The sequence below is a fragment of the Cryobacterium sp. N21 genome (assembly GCF_002929575.1).
GTDB classification, from domain to species: domain Bacteria; phylum Actinomycetota; class Actinomycetes; order Actinomycetales; family Microbacteriaceae; genus Cryobacterium; species Cryobacterium flavum.
In genome coordinates this window covers 34,969-54,331 of the sequence record NZ_PJJQ01000035.1, presented here as the reverse complement: position 1 = coordinate 54,331, position 19,363 = coordinate 34,969, and the positions used below count along the sequence as shown (strand labels likewise).

At 59.8% G+C, this 19,363-nt stretch carries 18 protein-coding genes; 5 read left to right on the top strand and 13 right to left on the bottom strand.

Annotated elements, in window-relative coordinates:
• Nucleotides 1-20: 20 nt before the first annotated feature.
• The 3 genes from CXY77_RS14605 to CXY77_RS19960 are packed head-to-tail and all read right to left on the bottom strand — an operon-like array spanning nucleotide 21 to nucleotide 3,117.
• Nucleotides 21-614: an N-acetyltransferase gene (locus CXY77_RS14605; protein WP_104130354.1), complete on the bottom strand. Its 594-nt coding sequence runs from the start codon at nucleotides 612-614 to the stop codon at nucleotides 21-23.
• A gap of 20 nt (nucleotides 615-634) precedes the next feature.
• The gene (locus tag CXY77_RS14600) at nucleotides 635-1,666 is read right to left on the bottom strand and encodes a glycosyltransferase (protein WP_158252845.1); all 1,032 of its coding nucleotides are present in this window, start codon (nucleotides 1,664-1,666) and stop codon (nucleotides 635-637) included.
• Entirely contained in the window at nucleotides 1,663-3,117 is a 1,455-nt protein-coding gene (locus tag CXY77_RS19960) for a hypothetical protein (RefSeq protein ID WP_140425542.1), read from the bottom strand. Before CXY77_RS19960 ends, CXY77_RS14600 begins: the two co-directional genes overlap by 4 nt.
• Before the next feature lie 107 nt (nucleotides 3,118-3,224).
• On the opposite strand from CXY77_RS19960, the gene CXY77_RS14595 reads away from it, so the two are divergent.
• The 4 genes from CXY77_RS14595 to CXY77_RS14580 all read left to right on the top strand — a co-directional run bounded on the left by CXY77_RS14595 (nucleotide 3,225) and on the right by CXY77_RS14580 (nucleotide 8,978).
• The gene (locus tag CXY77_RS14595) at nucleotides 3,225-3,635 is read left to right on the top strand and encodes an FdtA/QdtA family cupin domain-containing protein (RefSeq protein ID WP_104130352.1); all 411 of its coding nucleotides are present in this window, start codon (nucleotides 3,225-3,227) and stop codon (nucleotides 3,633-3,635) included.
• Nucleotides 3,632-4,765 carry a DegT/DnrJ/EryC1/StrS aminotransferase family protein gene (locus tag CXY77_RS14590; protein WP_140425541.1) on the top strand — a complete coding sequence of 378 codons (1,134 nt, stop codon included), beginning with the start codon at nucleotides 3,632-3,634 and terminating at the stop codon, nucleotides 4,763-4,765. The genes CXY77_RS14595 and CXY77_RS14590 overlap by 4 nt, the downstream gene beginning before the upstream one ends.
• A gap of 45 nt (nucleotides 4,766-4,810) precedes the next feature.
• A complete protein-coding gene (locus tag CXY77_RS14585; protein WP_369831308.1) occupies nucleotides 4,811-7,327 on the top strand; it encodes a glycosyltransferase in 2,517 nt (838 codons plus the stop codon).
• A 115-nt stretch (nucleotides 7,328-7,442) separates the two neighbouring features.
• Nucleotides 7,443-8,978 (top strand): DUF2142 domain-containing protein, encoded by a 1,536-nt coding sequence (locus tag CXY77_RS14580; protein WP_158252844.1) that lies wholly within the window; start codon nucleotides 7,443-7,445, stop codon nucleotides 8,976-8,978.
• Here CXY77_RS14580 and CXY77_RS14575 read toward each other — a convergent pair whose 3' ends face one another.
• From CXY77_RS14575 to CXY77_RS14555, 5 genes are read right to left on the bottom strand one after another with little or no spacing between them, the layout of a single operon-like run.
• Nucleotides 8,979-9,347 (bottom strand): DUF2304 domain-containing protein, encoded by a 369-nt coding sequence (locus CXY77_RS14575; protein WP_104130348.1) that lies wholly within the window; start codon nucleotides 9,345-9,347, stop codon nucleotides 8,979-8,981.
• Nucleotides 9,347-10,078, bottom strand: coding sequence for a glycosyltransferase family 2 protein (locus CXY77_RS14570; RefSeq protein WP_104130347.1), 732 nt, complete (start codon nucleotides 10,076-10,078; stop codon nucleotides 9,347-9,349). Before CXY77_RS14570 ends, CXY77_RS14575 begins: the two co-directional genes overlap by 1 nt.
• A gap of 35 nt (nucleotides 10,079-10,113) precedes the next feature.
• Nucleotides 10,114-11,400, bottom strand: a complete 1,287-nt coding sequence (locus CXY77_RS14565; protein WP_104130346.1) for a hypothetical protein — start codon at nucleotides 11,398-11,400, stop codon at nucleotides 10,114-10,116.
• 28 nt (nucleotides 11,401-11,428) lie between these two features.
• Entirely contained in the window at nucleotides 11,429-12,499 is a 1,071-nt protein-coding gene (locus tag CXY77_RS14560) for a UDP-N-acetylglucosamine 2-epimerase (protein WP_104130345.1), read from the bottom strand.
• The gene (locus CXY77_RS14555; RefSeq protein WP_104130344.1) at nucleotides 12,496-13,554 is read right to left on the bottom strand and encodes a glycosyltransferase family 2 protein; all 1,059 of its coding nucleotides are present in this window, start codon (nucleotides 13,552-13,554) and stop codon (nucleotides 12,496-12,498) included. Before CXY77_RS14555 ends, CXY77_RS14560 begins: the two co-directional genes overlap by 4 nt.
• A gap of 227 nt (nucleotides 13,555-13,781) precedes the next feature.
• Between CXY77_RS14555 and CXY77_RS14550 the strand changes: the two genes are divergently transcribed.
• Entirely contained in the window at nucleotides 13,782-14,765 is a 984-nt protein-coding gene (locus tag CXY77_RS14550) for a glycosyltransferase family 2 protein (RefSeq protein WP_104130343.1), read from the top strand.
• 39 nt (nucleotides 14,766-14,804) lie between these two features.
• Here CXY77_RS14550 and CXY77_RS14545 read toward each other — a convergent pair whose 3' ends face one another.
• From CXY77_RS14545 to CXY77_RS14525, 5 genes are all read right to left on the bottom strand, one after another.
• Nucleotides 14,805-15,236: a PIN domain-containing protein gene (locus CXY77_RS14545; RefSeq protein ID WP_199181929.1), complete on the bottom strand. Its 432-nt coding sequence runs from the start codon at nucleotides 15,234-15,236 to the stop codon at nucleotides 14,805-14,807.
• Nucleotides 15,203-15,454, bottom strand: coding sequence for a type II toxin-antitoxin system Phd/YefM family antitoxin (locus tag CXY77_RS14540; RefSeq protein WP_104130341.1), 252 nt, complete (start codon nucleotides 15,452-15,454; stop codon nucleotides 15,203-15,205). Before CXY77_RS14540 ends, CXY77_RS14545 begins: the two co-directional genes overlap by 34 nt.
• A 493-nt stretch (nucleotides 15,455-15,947) precedes the next feature.
• Nucleotides 15,948-17,231, bottom strand: coding sequence for an O-antigen ligase (locus CXY77_RS14535; RefSeq protein WP_104130340.1), 1,284 nt, complete (start codon nucleotides 17,229-17,231; stop codon nucleotides 15,948-15,950).
• 22 nt (nucleotides 17,232-17,253) lie between these two features.
• Nucleotides 17,254-18,675 carry an O-antigen ligase gene (locus CXY77_RS14530; RefSeq protein ID WP_104130339.1) on the bottom strand — a complete coding sequence of 474 codons (1,422 nt, stop codon included), beginning with the start codon at nucleotides 18,673-18,675 and terminating at the stop codon, nucleotides 17,254-17,256.
• A gap of 153 nt (nucleotides 18,676-18,828) precedes the next feature.
• The gene (locus CXY77_RS14525; protein ID WP_104130338.1) at nucleotides 18,829-19,266 is read right to left on the bottom strand and encodes an SRPBCC family protein; all 438 of its coding nucleotides are present in this window, start codon (nucleotides 19,264-19,266) and stop codon (nucleotides 18,829-18,831) included.
• Nucleotides 19,267-19,363: the final 97 nt, after the last annotated feature.

Here is a 19,363-nt window from a genome sequence, read left to right as displayed (position 1 = left end):
TGGTAAAATACCGAAGCGCTTCACGAGATTAGACGCTCTATGCGGCTGCCGTCCTCGACTTCGCGGAAACTATCGCCGGTTGCATGACAATGCCAAAGTCCGTCAGTCTGAATGAGCAAGTCGCCGGTGCGCCCGACCCACCCAATGCGTTTTGCAGGAACTCCGGCCACGATCGCGTGCGGTGCTACATCAGAGACGACCACTGCCCCGGCCGCTACGGTGGCCCATTCGCCAATCATGACCGGTGCGACGCAGATGGCACCTGCGCCGATGGCCGCACCGTAGCAAACCGTTACGCCAACGGGAGTCCAGTCCGCTGCGCTCTTCTGGGTGCCATCTGGTCGAATCGCTCGGGGGTGACGATCGTTCGTGAGAATGACCCGCGGTCCGATAAAGACACCGTCGGCCACTATCGCTGGTTCATAGATCATGGCCCCATTTTGGATCTTACAATCGGCACCGATCCTGGCCCCCGGGCCAATGTATGCCCACTGGCCGAGGCTGCTCCGGGCACCGATCTGGGCAAATTCTCTGATCTGCGCTCCTGCCCACGCCGTCACGGTGTCGTCGACGAGGGCGCGGGGATCTATCGTCGCGTCGGGGTGAATTGCCATCTGAACACCATTCCTAAATCCTACGAAGCCGTAATTCGATTGATTGCCTGTTGGACCCCTAGGGCGCGGCTGACATCTCCCAGGTTGTTGTGATCGGCCTGCACTGCAAGTCGGGATAAGTCATCTCGCGTGAGGCCGAGTCGGGCAAAACGCACCGCGGAATCAGGTTCGCCAGCAATCCCAAAGAGAAACGAAACGCCGTGGCGAACCATGAGCCGATCACGATGCGACAGCTGAATAAGCGCGATTTTCTCCGATGCGGTGAGCGCCGTGAATCGGCCGAGGTCGAGTCTTGCATACCGTGCAAGTCTATCCATCGTTGCCGAGGAAGCGCTGGTCAGGAACCTGGTGCGAATAAACTCTTGTTCTGCGTCCAGCCGCCGATGCTTGACCGAATCGAGACCGGAATACTCGCGGGACAGATTCTTGCCATGTTTCCGATATTCGACAACCGGCTCATCGATTACGGCAAACCGGCCGTCGGCCGCGAGCCTAAGCCAGAGCGCGTAGTCCTGAAGAAGGTCGAGACCCCCAGGGAAGCCACCATGGCGCAGGTAATCCGCGCGTCGAACGGCCGCAGCGGGCGCACAGATGTAATTCGCGTGGAAGAAGAGAAAAGTCAGGGGGTCGATCAGCTCGCGTCCGGCATGAAACTCAGAGGCGAGAGAATCAGGAAGTTCCATGCCTGCGGAATCAATGACGGTCGGGAGGCTGTAGGCCAGTGATACGTCTGGATCGTTCAGTGCGTCTATTTGTCTCGCGGCCCTGCCCGGCAATGAGCGATCGTCTCCGCCCTGGATGAGGAGGAGATCGGAAGTCGCAGCTGTGACAGCCCTGTTATAAGTTGCTGATACACCGCACTGCGTCTCGTTGTGGAGGACTCGAAGGTTAGATATTTGGAGTTCGTCGAGTGCCGCTCGGGTGCCATCCGTCGACGCGTCATTGACAACGATGATCTCGTCGACCTGAACAGCCAGGCTGACAACGGCTTCACGGATAAAATCCTGCTGGTTATAGGTCGCGATGATACCCGTGGTTGTGTGGGTCTTCACGATTGGTTGCCTACTTCGCTGCTGGGGAGCACGAACAACGCTGCGTCTTCCACTATGCACTCAATGAGTTCGACGAGCGCCCGTTCGACCAAGATGAACGGGCGATTCTGGAGTATGGGGAGCCATGTAGATACGTTCGTTTCGTCGACGATGCAGAGAGAGGCTCCTTCTGACAGGAGACACGAGAGTCGATCATCTGCGCTGGCCCGCCGAGAGTGCTGCTGACTGAGGACAATTGCGATATCGCCGGACCTCTCGGAGCGCGACCATGACCAAACAGGCAGGGGGGAAGGCGCGGGCGGGGACTCGACCACGGCGCGCATGCTTCTGACCTTGACTTGCACGCCGTAGGGGAGAACTTCAATGTGGGGAGCATCCCGAGTCTCTAGGACTTGGGCAAGGGCCAGTGCCTGGGCAGCGCTGTCTGGCGAAATAAATGTGGGGCCGTCCATGGAATCCACTATCTCTGACAGATAGCCTCGGACGCAGGGGCCGGTCAGGTAGACAAGGTTTTCCGATGACACCGATCTGCCCGAACCAACACTAAGAAATTCTGTTACTAGTCGGATGACTGTTGAATCCGGGCTTATGCGTACGCCGTCGTGGGACGCGACCTCTTTGCCTCGGGAGCCCAGAAAGAACCCCGGCACGACCGTATATTCAGCCGCAGTTTTCTCCCCTGAGGGCTGGATTGCTCCAGAACGGGGGGCCCAGATGCTTATCGGCGCGAATTGTGATCCAGGATGGTTTCTGGTTAGGAGGACTGTGCTCCCGATCATCCTTGCGCGGGCCGCGGAGGGCGATGGAGAATCGACGAGCATCAGGCGTTTGCGAACCCATTGGCTGTCCAAGTAATGCGTCACAATTTGAGTGAGCGGGTTGGAGACCCCATCCCAATTTCCGCTCAATACGAATTTCTGACAGTCAACATATGGACTTGTATCAAAGACCCACAGTCGTGGTGATGTCAGATATCGATCGATGACCTCACTTCGAAGGACTTCGGAAACGGACACAGCGAGAAATTCGCTATCTATCAACGGGTGAGGCGAACGCCCTTCGGCGCGACCGTGCACGTGGTAGTGCAACCACGGCGACACGCCAGCGGCTGCGATGTCGGGGTTGACTGCATCGTAGTATTCAGCGGAAAAGAGTGGATGCCAGCGTATTTCGCGTGATTTGACGCCGTCAGCCGCACGGGACAGCATTGCTCGTGCGCCATCGGGTGACCGGTCCCGGACACCTCCGGTCATGAGGAATGCATCGGGGAATTCCTTGAGTTTGAATTCCTTGAGTACGTGGAAGAGCTCGGGCACGTTTATTCCGGGGTAACTTGCCCTGAGCCTTTCGCGTAGTCGACGCAGGCATTCGAGCTGGAGGTCTTCTGAAACGGGGGGGTGGATCGAAACCGTCCCGGATGAAAGCACGGCCTTGGCGATGTGCACTCTCACTACTTCCTTACGAACCGTTGGTGTCTGGTCGGACTCCCGCTCGTACCTCAAGGCCTTGAGTGGGACCTGCAGATCGGGACTACATGGCTAACTGTTACAGTTTCTAGATGACTGACTGGGATGTTCCGACCCTCATTAATGTACCTGAGTTCCGTGATGGGCTTGGTGCTCTAGGGGTGGTGGAGAAAGACGCGCCGTTCCCGTTCCCGATCAAACGCGTGTACTTCCTGTACGACGTCCCGTCAAACGCCGTCCGCGGATCCCATGCTCACAAGGACCTACACCAACTTATTGTCGCCGTATCCGGGAGTTTTCAGGTCGACCTAGATGATGGCAAGACGAACAGCCGGTTCATACTCAATAGCCCGAATAAGGGCCTAACGGTGCCCCCAGGGTACTGGCGCACGCTCCGCAATTTCTCCGCCGGATCCGCCGCATTGGTTTTCGCGTCCTCCGAGTACAACCCAGACGACTACATCCGCGACTACGACGAGTTTGCTGAGTGGGCGCGGGCATGATGAATGTTCCATTCTTTGATTTGGGCAGCTTCACCAGGTCGCACGCCGATGACCTACACGCATGTCTCGACGAAGTTCTCGAAGGCGGATATTTCGTCGGTGGACCGCTCACGGAGCGATTTGAAGACGAATTTTCGGCATTCGTTGGCTCGAAGTATTGTGTGGGAACGGCCAACGGGCTGGACTCTATACGGCTTATTCTCGAGGCCTACGGCGTAGGCCCGGGCGATGAAGTCATTGTTCCAGCGTTTACGTTCTATGCGACCTGGCTCGGGGTCACGCAGACAGGCGCTACACCTGTGCCGGTCGAAGTAATGTCCACGACTGCAAATATGGATCCAGCCGGGCTCGAGAAGGCCATCACTGAGCGCACGAAGGCCATTGTTCCCGTGCATCTCTACGGTCAGGCTGCCGACCTACGGTCGATCCTTGCCGTGGCCAGAAAACACAATCTCGTCGTAGTGGAAGATGCTGCGCAGAGCCATGGCGCGGTCTCGAGCGCCGGAATGACCGGTTCAGCTGGTGACGCCGCCGCATTTTCCTTTTATCCGACAAAGAATTTGGGTGCCCTCGGTGACGCCGGTTGTGTCACTACGTCAGACCCAAACATTGCCGCCCGCATCAGAAGCCGACGGTCGTATGGCCAAGGGGCGGCCAAATATGACCACGTGGACACAGGCTGGAACTCCCGGATGGATCCTCTTCAGGCCTCCTTTCTATCGCTTCATCTCAGGAGCCTGGACGACTGGACCGACAAGAGGCGCGCTATCGCGACCTCGTATCGTGATGCGTTGGGAGAGGGCAAGGCCGCGTCGGTCGTCGGTCCAATGGACGTTCAGGGGAGTGTCTGGCACCACTTCGTTTTGAAGGCCGCCAACCGAAACGAACTACAGTCCTACCTGTCCGAACATGGCGTGAGTTCCGATGCGCACTATCCCTATTCCGTTTATCAACTTGCCCCCATGCGCGCACTTATGAATACGCTCAGCCTCGAGCAGGAATTTCCAGTCGCAGACACGTTGGCTGAGCGGGTTACGAGCCTTCCTATGGGACCGTGGATGTCCGCCGATCAGATTAATCACGTCGCCGCCGTCCTGAAGGAAATGCCGGACCGCCTCCTGGCGACCTAGCGATCGACCGACCTATTTTGCTCAATTTCTACTTGATTCGCTTCGATGTACGTATCCCCTGCGCAGAAAGCACGACAAATGCCTCTAGTTAAGTCCGGCCTCGTCTCCGTCATACTCGTGAACTTTCGCGGCGCAAGTGACACAATTGAAGCCCTGGAGCACCTCAAGAAACTCAATTGGCCGCAGGATCAGCTCGAAATTGTTATTGTCGAAAACGCCTCAGGTGATGACAGTGCGGAGCAAATCCGAGCTGCAGCGCCATACGTCAATCTCGTGGTGTCGAGTGAGAACCTAGGATTCGCCGGAGGCTGCAATCTGGGAGTGGCAGCGAGCAGCGGCGAGTATTTGGCCTTTCTCAACAACGACGCGAAGCCCGACCCTGAGTGGGTTGCCGCTGCAGTTGCGACTTTTGAGGAGTCGCCACGGATCGGGGCGGTTGCATCGAAAGTTTTGGATTGGGATGGCGCGCTCGTGGATTTCATTGGCGCAGGTATGACGTGGTTCGGAATGGGCTACAAGCCGCTCACCGGCCAGCCCCTCCCGACGACACCTGATCGTGCCCAAGACGTGCTTTTCGGTACTGGATCGGCCACGTTCGTTCGGAGATCCGTCTTTCTCGACCTGGGCGGCTTTGACGAACGCTTCTTCATGTTCTTCGAAGACGTCGACCTCGGCTGGCGTTTGAACCTCAAGGGCTGGCGCTATGCCTACGCGCCTACGTCCATTGCTTTTCATAAACACCATGCGTCGATGACTTCGTTTGGTTCCTTCAAAGAGACCTACCTTCTCGAACGAAATGCACTTTTTAGCCAGTACAAGAACCTGAGCGATGAGGCTCTGGCCAAGACTTTTCCGGCCACCCTTGCTTTGGCGGCGCGCCGGGCAGTTGCCCGCGGAGATTTGGATTCGACCGAATTTGATATCAGAAAGGGCGGCAATGACGGGCCGTCCTCCACCGTGGCGAAGGAGACGCTGGCGGGCCTGTACGCAATAGATCAGTTTGTCGAGAATCTACCGTCTTTGGTGCAATCGCGAACTGAGATTCAGGCCAGCCGAATGGTTGGGGACAACAAGATTTGGGAGCTTTTCGGCGAGACGGACGCTCCCTCCTACTCCAAGGATCACTATCTATCCGGATACGAGAAGATCGTTACAGCATTTGGCGTGACGGAAAAGCCCGCATTGACCCGTGTGCTTATTATCACTGGCGACCCAATCGGCGCCAAGATGGCGGGTCCAGCGATTCGAGCGTGGCATATCGCTGAAGCCCTGTCGAAAGACAACGCGGTCACTCTGGTTACGCTGGCTGGGGCGGCGTTAACTTCGGCTCAGTTCAACATCCTGCACATTCAGCCCGGTGATGACCGTGCCATGAGGCGACTTGAGTCCGATACTGACGTCATCATCTTTCAAGGTCTGGCTATGGCGCTGTTTGAGTCATTGAGAAAGACGGACAAAATTGTTGTCGCCGATATTTACGACCCTATGCACCTCGAACAACTCGAACAGGGCCGAGAGAAAGGCGCGGAGCAATGGGGTCGACAGGTATCCGACGCCACCGACGTGCTCAATGAGCAGCTCGCTCGTGGCGACTTTTTCTTGTGCGCATCTGAACGCCAAAGATTTTTCTACTTGGGCCAACTCGCAGCCCTAGGTAGGGTCAATCCGGCCAACTACGCCGATGACCCCGATTTGACGGGCCTTATCGACGTTGTGCCGTTCGGACTCAACCCGGTGTTCCCCCCAAGTAGCCGGCCGGTACTTAAGGGTGTACTGCCGGGTATCGGGAACGACGACAAACTGCTCCTGTGGAGCGGTGGGCTATATAACTGGTTTGACCCCAAGACCCTGATTTCCGCTGTGGCCGACCTATCGACTCGGCACGACAACGTGCGGCTTTTCTTTCAGGGAACAAAGCATCCGCATCCTGGCGTGCCTGAGATGGGAATCGTAGCGGAATCGCGGAGCTTGGCCCGCGACCTTGGTGTCCTCGACAGGTCGGTCTTTTTCAACGGCTCGTGGGTAGATTATGCCGACCGTCACAACTACCTTGGTGAAGCTGATGCCGGCGTCAGCACGCATTTTGCGCATGTGGAAACTACCTTTTCCTTTCGCACGCGAATTCTGGATTATCTTTGGTCGGGTCTCCCGATGGTCGTCACTGAAGGTGACCACTTCGCAGAACTCGTAGCGTCCGAAGAGCTTGGTATCGTCGTTCCCGCCGGCGACGTGACTGCGCTAGCAAATGCGCTTGAGACAATTCTGTTCGACGAGACTTTCATTCGAGCCGCCCGCAGCAATATTCAGCGAGTGCGTACCAGCTATGAGTGGGACTCGGTGCTGGAACCCCTCGTCACATTTGTTGCCAGCCCTCACCATGCTCCAGATCTACTCGTGAGCGGCGTGGTCTCAGCCACAAATCAGGCCGTGCGGTCTCCTCTCATACGCCGGCGGAAGCACGGCCTGCGTCACGACGTTGATCTCCTCCTGCACTATCTCCGCACGGGAGGTCCTCGAGTGGTCGTCAAGAAGGTTCAGAGCCGTTTAAGACGTCTTCGCTAATTTCTGAAAGACCGCACTCGCGATTTGAACAAAAAATGCCGCCAGTAAGCTGTCTAAGTGCCAGACCGCAGCAGAGACGAGTCTGAAAATTGAGTCAATGCTTACGGAGAATGTAATGAGCAGAAAACGAACTGTCAAGAAAATCGTTCTCTCGACCCTTATACCGATAATGCTCTTCATCTCTTTATCTAGCTGGGGGCTTGCGTCACCGGTAGGCGCTAGCCCTGATGACGACTATCACATGGCTAGCATTTGGTGCGGCCAAGGTATCCGAGAGAATTTATGTGAACTTGGGGACAAGCCCGAGGAACGTCGAGTACCGGTATATGTAAATGAGGCCGCGCATTGCTATGCGTTTCAACCCACAAATAGCGCAGCATGTTCCGTTGATGCTTCCAATACGATGGTCAATACTGACCGCGGCAACTTCGGTGGGGTTTACCCCCCCCTATATTATGGTTTCATGAGCATATTTGCGGGGGAGGATATAGCAGCTTCGATCATTGCAATGAGAATGGTAAATGCTTTTCTATTTGTTGTGGTGGGATCTTCACTCTTCTATCTCCTCCAGCGATCGCGGCGTCCGCCCCTGGTGTGGGGCGCCCTTGCATCGCTAATCCCTCTTGGTATGTTCTTGATACCGAGTGTGAACCCGAGCAGTTGGGCTGTCCTGTCGGCTGCTACCTTGTGGGTAGCCCTCCTCGGGTATTTTGAGGCGAAATCAATTAGGAAGAGGACGGCGTTCGGCGTTATCGCGACGGTCAGCTTAGTGATGGGAGCGGGCGCTAGGAGCGATGCTGCCGTCTACGGTGTCTTGGCCATAGCAGTGGTCTTCGTTCTCAGTTGGGCGCGCACAAAACGTTTTGCACTCTTGTGCCTGCTGCCTGCTTCGCTGGCCGTGGTTGCTGCAATTATGTTTTTGGCATCGGGTCAGTCTTCCGTTGTTACTCCAGATGCCATTGCTGAGGGCGCGACACGTGCCGAGGTGGTTAACTTGACCTACTCAAACCTCATACTCTTGCCACAGTTGTGGGCGGGCGCTCTTGGTTTTTGGGGATTAGGGTGGCTGGATACGGCTATGCCGGGTTTGGTCTGGGTGACAACGCTCGCAGTATTCGCCGCATTGCTCTTTTGGGGATTGAACTCCATGGGCAAACGGAAGTCGCTCGCTTTGACCATGATATTTGGTAGTCTAATTGTCATACCTATGTACATTCTTGTTAACGACAGGGTGTTGGTAGGGTCAGGTGTCCAACCACGATATATCTATCCGTTGATGATCATCCTCGTTGGTGTAGCGTTGCTTCAATTGAAGCGAGAGACGATTCGACTGAATTCAATTCAACTCATTGTCGTGGCGTCGGTGCTCTCCATGGCCCACGCGGTAGCACTTCACGTCAATATTCGCCGCTATGTAACTGGGGTTGACGTGGGTGGATTGAATCTGGACAACGGACGCGAATGGTGGTGGGACTTACCTATCTCGCCTATGGCTGTGTGGGTTATCGCGTCTGTTTCGTTAGCTGCGACTCTATTCGGCGTCACGGTTTACACTATTCGACACTCTCAGGCTGTTCTCCAGCAAGGCGCCATTGGCGGTGCGGCGGGAGCGACAAACGCACTTTCGGAGTCGGAAGTTGTCGCTGCATGATTAGACGTCGTGGCCCACGTTCTTACTCTTGAGTGTGCGCAACTCGAGTTCGATGAGCGAGACACGCTCCGCAAGTGTTTGCGTTTTACTCTCAAGTTGGGTGAGCTCTGAACTGAATTGCAAGCTCACTAAGAACAGTATGGCGATACTGGCAAAGAACACCAGATTAATAGGCACGGCAACCCCGATAAGACCGGCCGTGAAGTTAAGAGTGCTGGGAAAGATGCCTGCGATGAGGGCAAATACCCCAGCGACAAGCCACCAGATTGCATGTCGTTCCCGCAGGTGTCGGCGGCGCAATAACTCCACGACGACGATCAGCACTAGAAGTGCTGAGATAATGCCGAAGATGTAAGTAGTGGCGTTCATCAGCGGGTCCCCACATGATAGGTCGACGAAGGTCTCACGAGGGCAAAGATTAGTGCTAAAAACGCTCGCGAGAGGTACGCGGCCGCTTTGAATGGATTGTGCGATGGAACGCCACCGGCGCGATGCCGCATGGACACAGGCACCTGCTTCACCGTGAGCCCGGCACGTGACGCTATGACGAGAGCCTCGATGGTGTCGCCCAAATATTCGGCCGGATAGTGCTCCGCGAAAAGTCGAACAGCGCGCGGACCTGAAGCGCGAAACCCTGATGTCGTGTCGGTGAGCTTGGTCTTAGTGATCCTGCTCAAAATGAACGCTAGCAAACGCATCGCCCATTGGCGTGGTCCGCTGACCGCGTAGTCCCCTTGCCCAGCAAAACGAGCACCGAGCACGAGATCAGAGCCGTGGAGCGCTGCGAGTAAGGAGGGAACACTAGCGGGGTCGTGTTGCCCATCGGAGTCGATCTGCACGACGTTTTGGAAGTCATTTTCGAGGGCGTATCGAAAGCCCACGCGCATCGCGCCGCCAACACCCAGGTTGAAGGGGAGGGTGGCAACCTGCGCGCCAGCAGCGCGCGCGACCCGACTTGAAGCATCCGTTGATCCGTCATCGACGACAAGAACGGAAACTCCCGGTACCTTGGCAAATACTTCTCGGACAACTGCGCCGACCGACTCTTCCTCATTGAAAGCCGGCATGACGATAAGCGTCTTGGCTAAAAGGGGTTGCATCATCCAATATTACCAAGCTTACAAACTCTCCCCGATCAGCGGGCAGGGGCCGCCGTGGAGGTTTCAACGCTGCGGGTTTTGCGTAAGTGAATGAGGAAAAGCAATGCAAGCGTGACCCCACCGAGTGAGCCGTTGAACGCCATCATGCCGTAGATGTCCGGGAGAATTGCCGTTGATCCCAACCACTGGATGGCGACGACGAGAAGGAGAACAACCAAGCTCGTCTTCGATACGGCCGCAGTGATGCGCACAAGTACGGCGAGGGCCATAGCCCACGGCAGCCACATCAGAGCGAGCCACGGCAGAAGCGCTACGGCCATTTCGTATCCGCTTCCGAAAATCAGAAGCACGAGAGGCTTGCCGGCAATGAGTACGACCAAGAACATGGCTATGCCACTGAGAAAGGTGAGTGCCAAAGTTATATTGACACCGAACTTGGTCATTGATGCGTCACCCCGACGGTTAACGAACCGGGGCAGGAGGTAAAGCGACAATGTGGTGGGCAATATTAGGGTGGTCTTGATGAGCACGGCGGCAGCTGCAAACGAACCGGCGATCAGTTCGGAGGCACCCGAGCGCACCAGGATGACATCCGCGTTGGTCAACCAGGCGAAGGCGATCGTGAGCAGAAGTACGACGGAGCTGGCGATGGAGAATGGCTTGCGGATAACGGGAATTGTGAGCCGTCTTGTTTGGTAAGCCGCGCCTAATGCCCCTGCCGTTGCCGTGACCAAGACGACGACGAGGATCCCGATGGCGCCGAATCCCAACGCGATCGCGACCAACGCCAGCAGCAGCTGAGCGACTTGGGACCCAGTAGTCCACATCACGACCGAGCGAGAGTCGCCAGTTCCCTGAAGCAATCCCTGGGCTCGCGCGAAAAGGAAATACGGGAGGATCGTAGCGGCCGTCAACACGAGGGCAGTGACATTCGTCTCGAGAGAACGGGCCAACCAAGGCGAAACAACGCTGAGCACGACCATGCCGACGCCGCCCAAAACAAGCGCCTCTACCATGGAGCTGTCCAGGCGTCGACGTGCGGTGCCAAGGCCAGGTACTTTCACTAGCGACTGTCCCGACAGCCTGCTGTCCGCCGCGACCACGGCGACCGAGTTACGCAGCGCCGAACTTCCAACGGCAGCCACATTGATAATCGCGAGAAAGGCAGCAAGTAGCCCGAATCCGCCGGGTCCCAGCCCCCGGCTGGCAGCTACCTGAAACCCGGCCGTCGCCAAGATTCCAAGGGCGCTGAGCGCCCCAATCTCAAGCAATGCCTTGCCGTGCTGGGCAAAGAGAGCCTGGCCCCTGTTTCGGATACTCATACTGATTTACCAATCGTGCCTGCTCTCGTCATCGTGCGTAGCCGCGCGCGATCAGGTCGTACACGATTACATCTGACGGCGACGATTCCGGTACAGCCATCGGTCTGCGATAACGAGCGAAATTTGCAAGAAAGTCTGATAGGCGGTCGATTTTCCATTCCGAAAGCACGACATTCTGGCCGAGGCCCTCGCCGCGTTCAGTGGCTACGCGATGCACAAGCGTCGGCACGCCAAGGAGGGCGGCCTCCTCCTGGATGCCGCCCGAGTCCGTCACGACAAACTGTGCATTGCGAAGAAAACCCACGAATTCGTCGTGTGCCACCTTTTTTTGTACTTGGATTTTGCTCCGATCCGCTGACGGAATGGCCTGCGTGAGCGCGCCCTCGGAAAACTCGTTGACAAACAGATGAAACGGTAGGGGGCTACGAGAAGCCAAAGTCTTCATGGTGTCCTCCACCAAAGACGGCTTGGCGAGAAGCTCAAAACGGTGAAGAAGGACCACACCAAATTTATCGGTGTTGTCGGTCTCGAACGCGGGCCGGTCGAGTACGGCGTCGATGGCCGTGTTGCCGTGAGTGTGCACGACATTGGGCCTGCGCCCCAAATTCGCTGTCGAAACATCTGAGGGTGAGTAATGCACTCTCGCCATTTTTCCGACGATCCGCCGGTCGAGCTCCTCGGGAAACGGGTGGCGCCAGTTGCCGGAACGCAAACCTGCCTCCACGTGCGCCGAATCAAACCTCAACCACTTTGCGATGAAAGCTCCAAGCACGCTGGTCATGGTGTCACCGTGCACGATGACGATGGTGTTGGCCGGCAGCGATCGGCGGACCGATCGCGACTTGAAGACGAGCCAACGGGCGCTTTGAACCAACCATCGAAAAACGTCGCCATAGTTCTTTAGTGGTTTGCCCGTGGGGGTATTCGCGATCATCTGATCGGGATCGCCGAATCCGAGACCAGGCAGGATCTCCATCAACGCGGCCGTGTGCTGAAGGGTGAGCCAATATTGGTAGGGAATCTTCTGCTCGTCGAGGCGCCGGGCGATCGGGGCGAGTTTGATCGCCTCCGCTGTCGTTCCAAAAATAAATACAATCATGATCGTGCCTTTTCCTCAGAGTGTGGGGTGTGGAGGAAGGCCCCCCGATGAATTACGAGACCGCGAGTGAGGCCGGCCCAAAACACGACACCGAATGGCAGTACGAACGTGAGGTAGGACATCGTCGCGCGCGGCGGGCATCGACGTAGGGTGCCGACGAATGCGGGAGCAAGGAGTGAGGCAAATGCGAGCGCGATCAGAACGAAGAACAATGACCATATGCCGGTGACAATTGCTACCACCGCGAGCGCAACCGTAACGGGCGGCAACACAACCAACGCGATCAGCATGAGGCTCCGCAGAGCGCTCGTGCCGGCATAACTGTCCACAAAGAGTGTGCCCCGTACCCAACTATGGGAAAGAAACTGTTTGATAGTCGTGCGGGGGCGATAAGTTGCCGAAAATCCAGGATCGAGACGAATGGGCATCTGAGTAACCATAAAACGCAACAATTTGGTGTCGTCAGAGACGAGGTGAGCGTTCCCCTCTGGCCAAGATGCAAGGCAAGCCCGCACAAACAGCTCTTTCGGCAAGAGTAAGAATGTCGTGCCTTTCGGAACCCGGTCTAGGTTTTCCACGGTGATTACGGTCGGTCGAGGGTGTGATAGATAGTCGCCCCAGAAAGCATAAGTAGGTACCTCCCAGAACAGGCCGACTAAGGGTGCGGCGCGGTCCGTCACCATGTGGCCATTCCACACTTTCGCGGCGTCGTCACCCCGCAGCCCCAGGGCGACGTGCTCGAATGCGCGCTCGTGTACGAGAACTCGTGAATCGACGATAAGTATGTTCTCATACCTCGCAGCCTGAGTCCCGGCCCACCGGGCCAAGAATCGTCCTTGATTCGGCTGAGCCACGATGCGCAATGGGAAGGGATACGCTGCCTGAATCTCGCGCAGTACGGTTCCGCTGTCGTCCGTTGAGCCGTCGTCGACGACAATGATTTCGACCGTCCATGCGGTATGCAAAAGGGCCGCCGCCAGAGCCGCCAGGGTTGAGGGCAGCCACGGCGCAGAGTTATAGCTCGGTATGACGACGGACAGCGAAAAGTCATTCATGTTGTGTTGCCGGGACTTCAATCGGTACTCCTCATATCGTCATTTCTGACGCTGCCGCCATGTACATGGTAAACGTTCGTGAATCGTGCCTAGGAAATCGCTCACCGTCGGGTGGCTAGTTTGTCCTCCGAGTGGTTCAGCTTGGCATGCCAGAATGTCTTTAGCCTTAAGGTACTAGTACGGATTGGCTGCCAACGCGCGAAGCGCCTCGTGATGAAATTGGGAAAATGATTCCGGTAGCGCCAAGAACCTCCGTCGCGTTGTGTACCTACAACGGCGCCGCCTATCTTGAAGAGCAGCTGCTCAGCATTTTGGGCCAGTCTCTGCCTGTGGGCGAGATCGTTGTTTCCGACGACGGATCGACGGACGAGACGCTGTCCATTCTGGAGCGGGTCGCGGCTGGGTGGCCTGATCTCAACTTCGTGGTACTGCGGAACGCCACCGCGCTCGGAGTGACGGCGAACTTCGAGCAGGCGCTCGCGGCCTGCTCGGGCGACCTCATCGCGCTCTGCGACCAGGATGATGTCTGGTGGCCGGAGCGTCTGGAACGCATGATGGCCGAGTTCACCCGGCGGCCCGCACTGCAGATGTTGCACGCAGACGCCCGACTCGTTGATGCTGCCGGGGCACCCTTGGGTTTCACTCTGCTGCAAACCTTGGGTGTGTCTGATACCGACCGGGCGTCCGTGCACGCGGGGCACGCCATCGACGCCTATCTGCGCCGTAACATCGTAACCGGCGCAACGATGATGGTGCGGCGCGAGCTGGTCGAGCGCTCAAGGCCTTTTCCGCCCGCGTGGGTTCACGACGAGTGGATAGCGATGGTCGCCGCCGCGACCGGCGAGGTCGACCTGATCGAAGAGCCCCTTACCGACTATCGGCAACACGGCCGCAACCAGATCGGCGTGACCACCCTCGACGCAACGGGCAAGCTCAGTCGGCTGCGGGCACCGCGTAGGGCACGCAATGCACGGCTGTTAGCGCGAGCTGCGGCGTTGCAGCAACGCGCGTCGGGGTTTGAGCCGGCGGCATCCGTTTCGGTGCTGGCGCTGATCGAGGCGAAGCTCGCACACGAAAAGCGGCGGAGCGCACTGCCCGCGGCGCGGCTGCGGCGCGTGGCGCCGATCGTGCGCGGCTGGCGCGCGAGGGACTACTCCCGGTTCGGGCTGGGTCTGCAGGACGTGCTGCGGGATCTGGTGCAGCCGGTCTGATTCATGGGCCGCAGCGCGCGCCTCAAGCGCTGGGAGCTGCTAGCTTCGTCCGGGGGTGCGTACGAGCAGGCCGACGGCCCCGGCTGCCTCCTGTTGGCGAGTATCGTACGTGATGAACTCGTTCGCTCCTGCGTGGAGGGCCGCGGCGATGTGGAGGGCGTCCAGACTCCGCAGGTTGGCGCCGATGAGGAGTCCGGCATCGCGGAAAACGCTCCGGTCCATGTCCAACAGGCTCAACCGTGACAGCACGTCAGGGACCGCGGTCTGTGGTATTCCTGTTCGCGTGGCCATTTGTCGCAATTCGGATTCCAGGAGAAACGCCGAGACCAGATCGGCGTCCCCGCTCGCGACCCTGTCGTCGAGGTGTGCCCGGAGCGCGTTGGTCTCGACCTCGTCGGCGAGAAGCTTGGCGACGGCAGAGGTATCCAGGTAGCTGATCAACGTTCGGCGCGCAGCTCGTCCAGGGCGCACTCGGTACTCACGGCAACAGTGAAGAGCGGCATGTTGGAAAAGCCGCCGCGGATCAGGGGCGCCCGGTGTCGTATGCCGCCGAGCGCTGCGACGGGCGGTGGGGACAGCACGGCGACGACCTCGCCGTGATTGGTGATCTGGAGAGTCTCACCATCCCGAACGGCGCGGAGCACTTCGGCACTGTTGTTGCGTAGGTCGCGACGAGCGATTGTTCTCATGCCGCGAATGTAGCAAACGTAGCAGTCCGGAACTAGGGGGCGAGGCTGCCTGCGCTCACGAGGCTTCGGGGTCGGGCGAGTGGGGCAGGCTACGGCGCCCTGCGCGGCCTTGACCGAGCGGTCGGGAGCTCGTCGCGGGCCGCTTTCGCGAGGCGCGCGAGTTGCGCCAGTGCGCGGGAGGCGGAACTCGGGCGCACTGGCGCAACTCCAGCGTGGCGGGTTGCGCTGGAGTTGTGGCCAGGCCGGAACTCCCGCGAATTGGCGCAGCCCCCGCGCTGGGCGATTGGCTGGCAGAGCTTTGGGAGCGCAGCTCCCGCGTTCTGGCGCAGTTCCCGCGCAGCGTGGCCCGGCTTCGGGACACCGGGCCACGGCAATCCCCGCGAAGTCGCGCAAGTCCCGCGCAGCGGCGCAGTCCCCGCGTAGGTGGGCCCGATGACAGACGGCCTGCGCGCCACGCGGCCAACCCAGGGTCCGGAAACCGCCAGGTCAACCGCTACGGGGCGTCGGGGTGCGGCTTGTGCGGGAGGGCGCTGCGCCAGCTCAGACCTTGGGCGGCCTTGACCGCACAGATCACGAGCAGCAGCCAGCCGAACTCGAACAGAATGGTGCTCTCGGCCGCGCTCGTCACGAGCAGGGTCACCAGAATGAGCGGAGCCCAGACATACGCCAGCGAGCGCTTGTTCGAAGCGAGCAGCCAGGAGCGCACGAAAGCCAGCAGCACCAGGGCGAGAAACGCCAGAAAGCCGATCAGTCCCACCTGAAAGTACACGTCGAGGTAGGCGTTCAGGCCGGTCACGTGCAGGCGTCCCGTGGTGAATTCCAGCCAGCCATACGGGGTCACGTCTTGCGGCCAGAATCCGGCCCAGCCCCACCCCTCGAGCGGATGCAGCTCCACCAGCCGCCACATCTCGGTCCAGAGTGAGTAGCGGGCTTCGAACTCGCTGCCGGCGTTGAGGGCGCTGATGATGGCGGCGCGGCCGAGCCAGGCCGCGCCGGCGGCCACGAGAGCCGCGCTCAGGAGGCCGAGCTGCAGCATCCACCTGCCGTCAACGGCAGTGCGGCGCAGCCGGTAGAGGGCGAGCGCGGCGACGGTCACGCAGAGTGCGACGACCACGATGACGGGGGAGCGGGTGAGCACGAGGCAGATGCCGGCCAGCCACATGGAGCCGATGCCGAGCCCGCGCGGAATGGACCGGGCGCGCAGCTCCACGTAGAAGGTGACCGCGGCGATGAGGGCGATGAGGCCGAAGACGTTGCGGCTTCCGAAGATGCCCTGGATGGGGCCGAGCCGGTCGATGTCGCCGACGACGCCGAGAAAGGCGATCGGCAGGTCTAGCAGCAGGCCGGAGAGCACCTCGAGCACAATGGAGAGCCCGAGCAGCACGCGCAGCACATCGCCGGTGGCGCGCACGACTTGGAAGGTGTCGCGCACGAGGGCCACGTAGATCGCGAGGAACCCCACGGTGACCTGGTAGCTGACGCCGATGATGGTGTCGGAGACGTAGCCGCTCCACAGACCGGAGAGCGCGCACCAGGCCACGAACACGATGATCGAGATGGGGAGCAGGCCGTGCCACTCCACGATGGGGCGGCGGGCTACGAGCGAGAAGATGGCCAGCACGACGAGGCCGCCGAGAATGCCGATGAGGCCGGCCCAGCCCATGACGCTGCGCAGCAGGTGGGTGCTGAAGGCGGTGGCCAGAATGATGAGCGTGAGCGAAGCCGCGAACTTCGGCGACGCGAGTACGCGACGCAGGGCTTCGGGCAGGGTGGGCATCCTCTAATTTACCGCGCCGAAGTCAGGGCATTGGTCGTGGCGCGTGCTGCTGCCGCTTGGTGACAACGGCGAGCACGATGAGAATCACCCAGCCGCTCTCGATCAGCATCCGGCTTTCGGCGATGCTCTGCGCGATCAGCGCGGCGAGCAGCAGCAGCGGCAGCAGGGCGCTGGCGGCGAACGGTTCGGTGTCTTTCACGCCGAGCCGCGGCCGGTCGACGGCCAGAAACCAGGCCCGCCACAGGGTGGAGAAGACCAGGGCGGCGAACAGAATCACGCCGATCACGCCGAGCTGCAGCCACACGTCGAGCCAGACGTTGTGCGCCTGCAGGTAGGTGACGCCGTTGCGCACGGCGAGGTCGTTGAACGGTTCCACCCACGGCACCCAGTAGCTCACCCAGCCCCAGCCGAACACCGGACGTTCCAGGGCGAGGTGAGTGACGCTGCCCCAGATGTCGAAGCGGCCGGTGAGGTCGTCGCTGCGGCCGAGCACGCCGAACAGCTGCCCGGAGAACAGCGCGAGTGCCGCTGCCACCGCCAGAACGGATGCCGCCGCCACGGCATACAGCGGCCGGCGGTGCTGGTCGTGCACTGTGCGCGCCCAGAGGGCGAAGAGCAGGGCGGCGACGACCGCGACGAGCGACACGGTGACCGTGGCGGAGCGGGTGAGCAGCAGCATCCCGATGGCCAGGGCGAGCCAGACCAGGCCGGCGTTGCGCTTGACGGTGTGGGCTCGTAGCTGAACGGCGAAGACGATGATGGCGGTGAGTGCGATGAATCCGAGCAGGTTGCGGTTGGCGACGATGCCCTCGATGGGGCCGCCGGCTAGCAGCAGGCCGCGGCTCCAGTAAAAGGCGTTCGGTACGTCATTCGTGCCGTAGTCGACGAAGAACGGCAGCACTTCATGTTGTACGACGACGGCCACGAACAGCTCGAACACGAGGCTGAGTGCGAGCACCCAGCGCAGGGCGCCCCCCAGGGTGCGCAGCAGCTCCGGCCAGGTGAGGGTGACGGCCAGGAACAGCGCGGCGAGGGTGGTGATGAGCTGCAGGGCCACACCCAGAGCGGATGCCCCCGGGTAATACGACCACGCGATGGACAGGGTCGCCAGTAGCAGGAACGCGGTGATGGTCTTGGGAAACTTGCGCCAGTTCAGGGCGGGGGCGAGGGCGGCCTGGTAGGTGTTTCCGCGGGCGATGTCGCGGTCGGTGGGGGTGCCGTTTGCGGCGTTGCCTGCGTTGACGAGTTTTCGGGCGGCGGCGCGGTTGCGGGCGTTGGTGCGCTGGGTGCTGAGGCCGATCAAGCTGCCGACCACCACGATGAGGGCGATGGCGCCGAAGCCCCACCAGCCGCCGAGGTTGCGCCAGAACTGGCCGGCCAGAACGGTGAACCAGACGAAGGTCGCGAAGAGTCGAATGACGAGGCGACTCTGCACGGCGGACATGGCTTCAGATTACCGGTGTTGTTGTATCGGCAGGCGCGACACCGATGCGCCAGGTCACGCGAGAGCGCAAAAAGTGCCCGATTGGAGGGCTCAATCGGGCACTTTTTGCGCTCTCGCAGAACGAGGCGGGACGAGGGGGACGAGGGGACGCGGCTACTCGGCGTGGCCCTCGGCTAAGTAAGCGAGGCGGCGCAGGGTCTCGGTGTTGCGGTAAGCGATGGCCAGATCGCTCAGCGGGGTGGGAACCAGGCGGGCCGGGCCAGCGACGACGTCTTCGGTGATGCGCACGCGGCATCCGCTGTCGTGATTTTGGATGTCGATCGACACGTGCGCCTCACCCATCGGCCAGCCGCGGGCCTTGAGCATGACATGGCGGGGCGCGTTCCACTCGAGCACGGAGGTGGTGTCGTCGATGAGGGCGGGCCAGACTCCGACCGAGTGGTGGATGCGGCTGCCGACCGCGGGCCAGCTGGCGTCGACGTCGCGCATGCGGCTCGCGCCGACGACCAAGGTGGGGTAGAGCCATCCGTTTTCGAGCACCGCGAAGACCTGCTCGGGGGTGCAGCTGAATTTTCGGTAGTTCACGGCCATCGGGGCTCCTTCGGGTGGTTGCGGCGAGCGGATGCTGCCAAGCGATTCGCGAGAGCGGGTGAAGTGTTGCTTCGGAGCGGCCGAAACAACACTTCAC

Bases quoted from the DNA above. Each gene is read 5' to 3' on its own strand.
- CXY77_RS14585 (WP_369831308.1), top strand. From the start codon at position 4,811: ATGTACGTATCCCCTGCGCAGAAAGCACGACAAATGCCTCTAGTTAAG.
- CXY77_RS14565 (WP_104130346.1), bottom strand. From the start codon at position 11,400: ATGAGTATCCGAAACAGGGGCCAGGCTCTCTTTGCCCAGCACGGCAAG.
- CXY77_RS14525 (WP_104130338.1), bottom strand. From the start codon at position 19,266: ATGGCCGTGAACTACCGAAAATTCAGCTGCACCCCCGAGCAGGTCTTC.
- CXY77_RS14555 (WP_104130344.1), bottom strand. From the start codon at position 13,554: ATGAATGACTTTTCGCTGTCCGTCGTCATACCGAGCTATAACTCTGCG.
- CXY77_RS14530 (WP_104130339.1), bottom strand. From the start codon at position 18,675: ATGTCCGCCGTGCAGAGTCGCCTCGTCATTCGACTCTTCGCGACCTTC.
- CXY77_RS14575 (WP_104130348.1), bottom strand. From the start codon at position 9,347: ATGAACGCCACTACTTACATCTTCGGCATTATCTCAGCACTTCTAGTG.
- CXY77_RS14540 (WP_104130341.1), bottom strand. From the start codon at position 15,454: ATGAGAACAATCGCTCGTCGCGACCTACGCAACAACAGTGCCGAAGTG.
- CXY77_RS14535 (WP_104130340.1), bottom strand. From the start codon at position 17,231: ATGCCCACCCTGCCCGAAGCCCTGCGTCGCGTACTCGCGTCGCCGAAG.
- CXY77_RS14580 (WP_158252844.1), top strand. From the start codon at position 7,443: ATGAGCAGAAAACGAACTGTCAAGAAAATCGTTCTCTCGACCCTTATA.
- CXY77_RS14560 (WP_104130345.1), bottom strand. From the start codon at position 12,499: ATGATTGTATTTATTTTTGGAACGACAGCGGAGGCGATCAAACTCGCC.
- CXY77_RS14605 (WP_104130354.1), bottom strand. From the start codon at position 614: ATGGCAATTCACCCCGACGCGACGATAGATCCCCGCGCCCTCGTCGAC.
- CXY77_RS14550 (WP_104130343.1), top strand. From the start codon at position 13,782: ATGATTCCGGTAGCGCCAAGAACCTCCGTCGCGTTGTGTACCTACAAC.
- CXY77_RS14595 (WP_104130352.1), top strand. From the start codon at position 3,225: ATGACTGACTGGGATGTTCCGACCCTCATTAATGTACCTGAGTTCCGT.
- CXY77_RS14570 (WP_104130347.1), bottom strand. From the start codon at position 10,078: ATGCAACCCCTTTTAGCCAAGACGCTTATCGTCATGCCGGCTTTCAAT.
- CXY77_RS14590 (WP_140425541.1), top strand. From the start codon at position 3,632: ATGATGAATGTTCCATTCTTTGATTTGGGCAGCTTCACCAGGTCGCAC.